The organism is Lutibacter sp. (assembly GCF_041562875.1).
Classification (GTDB): domain Bacteria; phylum Bacteroidota; class Bacteroidia; order Flavobacteriales; family Flavobacteriaceae; genus Lutibacter.
The window spans coordinates 1-4,293 of sequence record NZ_JBFFOE010000155.1; the positions used below are offsets into that span (position 1 = coordinate 1).

General features: G+C 29.6%; 5 protein-coding genes. All 5 read right to left on the reverse strand.

The genetic code is table 11. The annotated features are described in order from the left end of the window. Positions 1-278: 278 nt before the first annotated feature. Positions 279-773 carry a hypothetical protein gene (locus ABY863_RS13025; protein WP_372795528.1) on the reverse strand — a complete coding sequence of 165 codons (495 nt, stop codon included), beginning with the start codon at positions 771-773 and terminating at the stop codon, positions 279-281. Further along, on the reverse strand, positions 773-1,243 hold the full coding sequence (locus ABY863_RS13030; protein ID WP_372795530.1) for an FMN-binding protein: 471 nt from the start codon (positions 1,241-1,243) through the stop codon (positions 773-775). Before ABY863_RS13030 ends, ABY863_RS13025 begins: the two co-directional genes overlap by 1 nt. Positions 1,244-1,487: 244 nt before the next feature. Continuing rightward, on the reverse strand, positions 1,488-2,630 hold the full coding sequence (locus ABY863_RS13035; protein ID WP_372795532.1) for a porin: 1,143 nt from the start codon (positions 2,628-2,630) through the stop codon (positions 1,488-1,490). A gap of 160 nt (positions 2,631-2,790) precedes the next feature. Beyond that, positions 2,791-3,648 carry a hydroxymethylglutaryl-CoA lyase gene (locus ABY863_RS13040; protein ID WP_372795534.1) on the reverse strand — a complete coding sequence of 286 codons (858 nt, stop codon included), beginning with the start codon at positions 3,646-3,648 and terminating at the stop codon, positions 2,791-2,793. Positions 3,649-3,672: 24 nt separating this feature from the next. Further along, positions 3,673-4,251 carry a LysE family translocator gene (locus ABY863_RS13045; protein ID WP_372795536.1) on the reverse strand — a complete coding sequence of 193 codons (579 nt, stop codon included), beginning with the start codon at positions 4,249-4,251 and terminating at the stop codon, positions 3,673-3,675. Positions 4,252-4,293 lie beyond the last annotated feature (42 nt).

Here is a 4,293-nt window from a genome sequence, read left to right on the forward strand (position 1 = left end):
AGCGCTCCATCTGGAACTTATGAATATTGGGTTAATTATTATGACTATTGTGTAACTGAAGGTGCTGAGTCTAGCTTTACATTAAGAGTCATCCAAAATGGAGTTGTAAAAGTTACAAAAACTGGAACGATGAGTGTTGTTAATGGCGATACTGTACATTGGACTTATGTACAATAAAAAATGTAATTAAAGAAGCTGCTGAAAAATAAATCTAAGCAGCTTTTTTTATATCCGAATCATTAAGTTATAAGATTTGTGAAGAAAAATTTAATTATATTTTACTTGTTCTTAGAAAATAATAGTTGATAAATGACTGCAGATGTAGCTATTAAAAAAGTGAGTGTCATTAATACACCTGAAAACATAATAATATACTTAAACCATAAAATACCACTCCAGAGGAAATAAATCCCCCCAAAAGTTAAAAAAACTGATATAAATGGCTCTATCATTAAAAAATATTTCAACTTTTTATTTATAGAAGTCGTTGACAAAATTAGTGATAATAAAAAGAAAATTACAGACATTGATAAGATGTGGTTATGCACAATTGTCAATATTTCTCGCTCATTTTTTTTAAATTTCATTGTTTCTGCGTCTTCATCATCTTCATTTCCTAAATAATGAGATTCAACACCTTTTGGCTGCATAGAAGTTGTGTTATTAACAAAACTTAAACCTCCATAAAACCCAACACTCAATGTAATTATAAAAACAAAAATAACCGCCTTTATTTCTTTAGGAAACTGATGTATCAATCCGTGTACTTCCATTATAATTGTTTTTTTGTATTTAAAATTGCAATAGTTCTAAATAGTTTATTCACTTCATTCGTCATTGATTTTGCTGAAATAGTTGCTCCTGAAATAGCAGCAATATCTTTCTGATAAATCAAATTATCTGTCGTAATCTTTCCTATAAATTGTTTTAACCAACGGGTACTTCCTACTTCACCCCCGTGATCTTCTCTATAAACCAATATCTTAACTTTAGAAACTACAAGGTTTTTATCAAAAATAACAATAAAATCAAAATAATCTGCCTTTCCATAGGCATGTCCTAAATAATAGAACCCTTGCAAAGCATCTTCACTTATAATCTTGAAAAAATTTGTTTCAGTTATTTTAATTGGTAATGATTCATTAATTTCATTTGAAATTGGAATTGCTTGTTTTGTAAATGTGTCAATTTTAAAAATAGCTTTTACTTCTTTTTCAATTAAAGCATCAATTTTATTTGACATTGTAAAACTTGTGCTTATTAAAAATAAGATTGTTATAAACGCTAATTTCTTCATACTAATAACATATTAAATTAATGTAAGATTTAATTTTAAAAAAATTGTTGAATAAATTTTCTGTTATATTGAGTTCATTCTGTCCGATTGTCATACTGATTGTCACACTGAGCTTGTTGAAGTGTTTTGAAAATTTAACTAACACCCTAAAGTCTTCGACAAGCTCAGACTGACAATTATATATTTTATTTTAGAACCAGATTGCTACTCCTGCATTAAATTGTTTACTTGTATCACTTCCAGATACTCCATTATTTATTAATTGGTAATCAACTTTAAAAGCTGCTCCTTCTGCAACTTTATAGTTTAATCCAAAAATTAGTTCATCTTTATCAAAAGCTTTATTAGCTACTAACGCTCCCTCAGTATCAGCATGTGTGTTGTATTTTTCGTAACGTACAAATGGAGTTAATTTTTCTACTCCTTTTAAATCAAAGTTATAAGCTACTTCAGCATACATCCCATTCATTTTAGAACCTAAATCTTTTCCCGTTAAAGTATTATATGCTTCTGTATCGTTTAATGTTGTTGTTATATATTGTCCTCTTAACTCCAAATCATTGTATTTGTAACGAGCATCCAATCCAATCATAGAAACACCAACTGTTGAAGCTTCTATTGAAGTATCATCTGTTTGAGTTTTGCCAAAATAACCAGATACACCAAGTCTTAAACCATGAATACCATAATAATCTAACTTCGCAGAAAAATTTGGAGAACTTACCACAGACTCTGCTCCTTTTTGACGCCCTTTTCTTAAACCGTCTGATCCACGTAATGCACCAACACCATCAACATATGATTTAAATCCATTAAATAAATATGCTTGGTATTTTAAAGATGCATTGTCAATGTTTCCTGAAACACCAACTCCTAATTCTCTCCAAGTTGTAGGAACAATCACGTTATCTACATTTGGACGCTCAACACCATAAAATGTAGTTGGCTCATGAAACTCATTAATAATACCCATTGGTACCAGCATTAAACCCGCTAACACATTTACATTTTTGTTTACTTTGTACTTTAAATAGGCTTGTTCTACATAAACTTCCTCCACATGTTCATACTCAATTTCTGATACAAAACTTACTTTCTCATTGAATTTGTAACCAAAAAGCAATACCATTCTATGAACATCTAAATTACCTGCTTCAGAACCATCTGGCTCATTATAATCAAGTTGTGCATATCCTCCAATAGTTAAACCCTTGGCAATATTTTCTCCAAGCATTTTATGACCTGCATTTTGAAAATCTTCACTTGAATTTTCTTGTGAAAATCCTACTAAACTAATTAACATTACTGTTAAAATTAAACTTACTTTTTTCATTTTTTAATAATTATATTTATTTAGACTTGTTCTTAATAACAGTGCAAATATATATAAGTAACATATATTACAAAAGCATTATTTAGATTAATTCTAAATAGTATGACTTATGTCATCTTTTTAAATTTGGTAAATCTATAACGAATTGAAATTGAAAAGTTTATGAAAAAATTTTTAATGCCTCATTGTAAGCACTCTCAAAACTCATGGCCTGAATATTGGTAAAACATTTTTGTTGGTTAAAATAAGAAATCAATTTCTCAGTGGGCATATTACCAGTTAAATCATCTTTTGCCATTGGGCATCCTCCATAGCCCATTATAGCTCCATCAAACCTATTACAACCAGCTTTAAAAGCTGCATCAACCTTTTCAAACCAAGTAGAAGGTGTTGTGTGTAAATGTGCTCCAAACTCAATTTTAGGATAAGCTGGAATTAAATTAGCAAATAAATAATTTATAATCGCTGGGGTTGAACTTCCAACAGTATCAGATAATGATAAAATTTTCACACCCATTTTAGAAAGTTTTTCTGTCCATTTTGATACAATATCAACATTCCAAGGATCACCATATGGGTTTCCAAAACCCATAGATAAGTATGCGACTACTTCTTTATTTGTTTTTGCAGAAATATTTAATAATCCATCTAGAATTACAATAGACTGCTCTATTGTTTTCCCTGTATTTCGCATTTGAAAATTTTCTGAAATAGAAAATGGATATCCTAAATAATCTATTTCTTCAAACTTTATGGCTTCTTCAGCACCACGAATATTAGCAACAATAGCTAATAATTTGCTTTCAGTTTTACTTAAATCTAATTTAGCTAACACTTCAGCAGTATCACGCATTTGTGGAATTGCTTTTGGGGAAACAAAACTACCAAAATCTATAGTGTCATAACCAACTCTTAATAAAGCATTTATGTATTGTGCTTTTGCTTCTGTAGGGATAAAATGAGATTTAATACCTTGCATGGCATCTCTAGGGCATTCTATGAGTTTTACGTTTTTCATCCTTGTTCAAATATACAAAACCAATTAAGAAAAAAGTATAAAAATAGCAATCCCTATAAAGACTAAAATTTTAAACCATTTAATTTTTGAATTAAATGTTGGATGTGTTTTTAAATACGTTGCAAAATTGCCAGATAATATGGAAACCATAGAAAAAATTAATAATGCCTGCAACATAAACAAACCACCTAATACATAAAATTGAAGTACCGTACTCTGAGTTTTACTGTATAAAAATCCAGGAAAGAAAGCCAAAAAGAAAATGGATACTTTCGGATTTAAAACATTCATTATAAACCCTTGTTTAAACAGTTTTATTAAACTTTTACGATTCGCTTTTGTAGTTAACAATACTTCTTCGTCAGATTTAAAAGCATCGTAAGCCAAATACAATAAGTACAGCGCACCAAATAATTTAATTCCAAAGAATATAGTTTCTGACTGTTTTAATAGTGCTGAAACACCAAAAGCTACTAGTGATGTATGAATAACAATTCCTAAAACTAAGCCAACTGCAGTTGCAATTCCATATTTTTTGCCATTGGTTACACTTTGTACCAACACATAAATAATATCTGGGCCAGGCATTATGGTGAGCAGCATAGAAGCTCCTATAAATGATATGAGAATTTCGTAATTCATTTA

Coding starts and splice junctions, on each gene's coding strand:
- ABY863_RS13030 (WP_372795530.1), bottom strand. CDS start 1,243: ATGTCAAATAAAATTGATGCTTTAATTGAAAAAGAAGTAAAAGCTATT.
- ABY863_RS13045 (WP_372795536.1), bottom strand. CDS start 4,251: ATGCTGCTCACCATAATGCCTGGCCCAGATATTATTTATGTGTTGGTA.
- ABY863_RS13040 (WP_372795534.1), bottom strand. CDS start 3,648: ATGAAAAACGTAAAACTCATAGAATGCCCTAGAGATGCCATGCAAGGT.
- ABY863_RS13025 (WP_372795528.1), bottom strand. CDS start 773: ATGGAAGTACACGGATTGATACATCAGTTTCCTAAAGAAATAAAGGCG.
- ABY863_RS13035 (WP_372795532.1), bottom strand. CDS start 2,630: ATGAAAAAAGTAAGTTTAATTTTAACAGTAATGTTAATTAGTTTAGTA.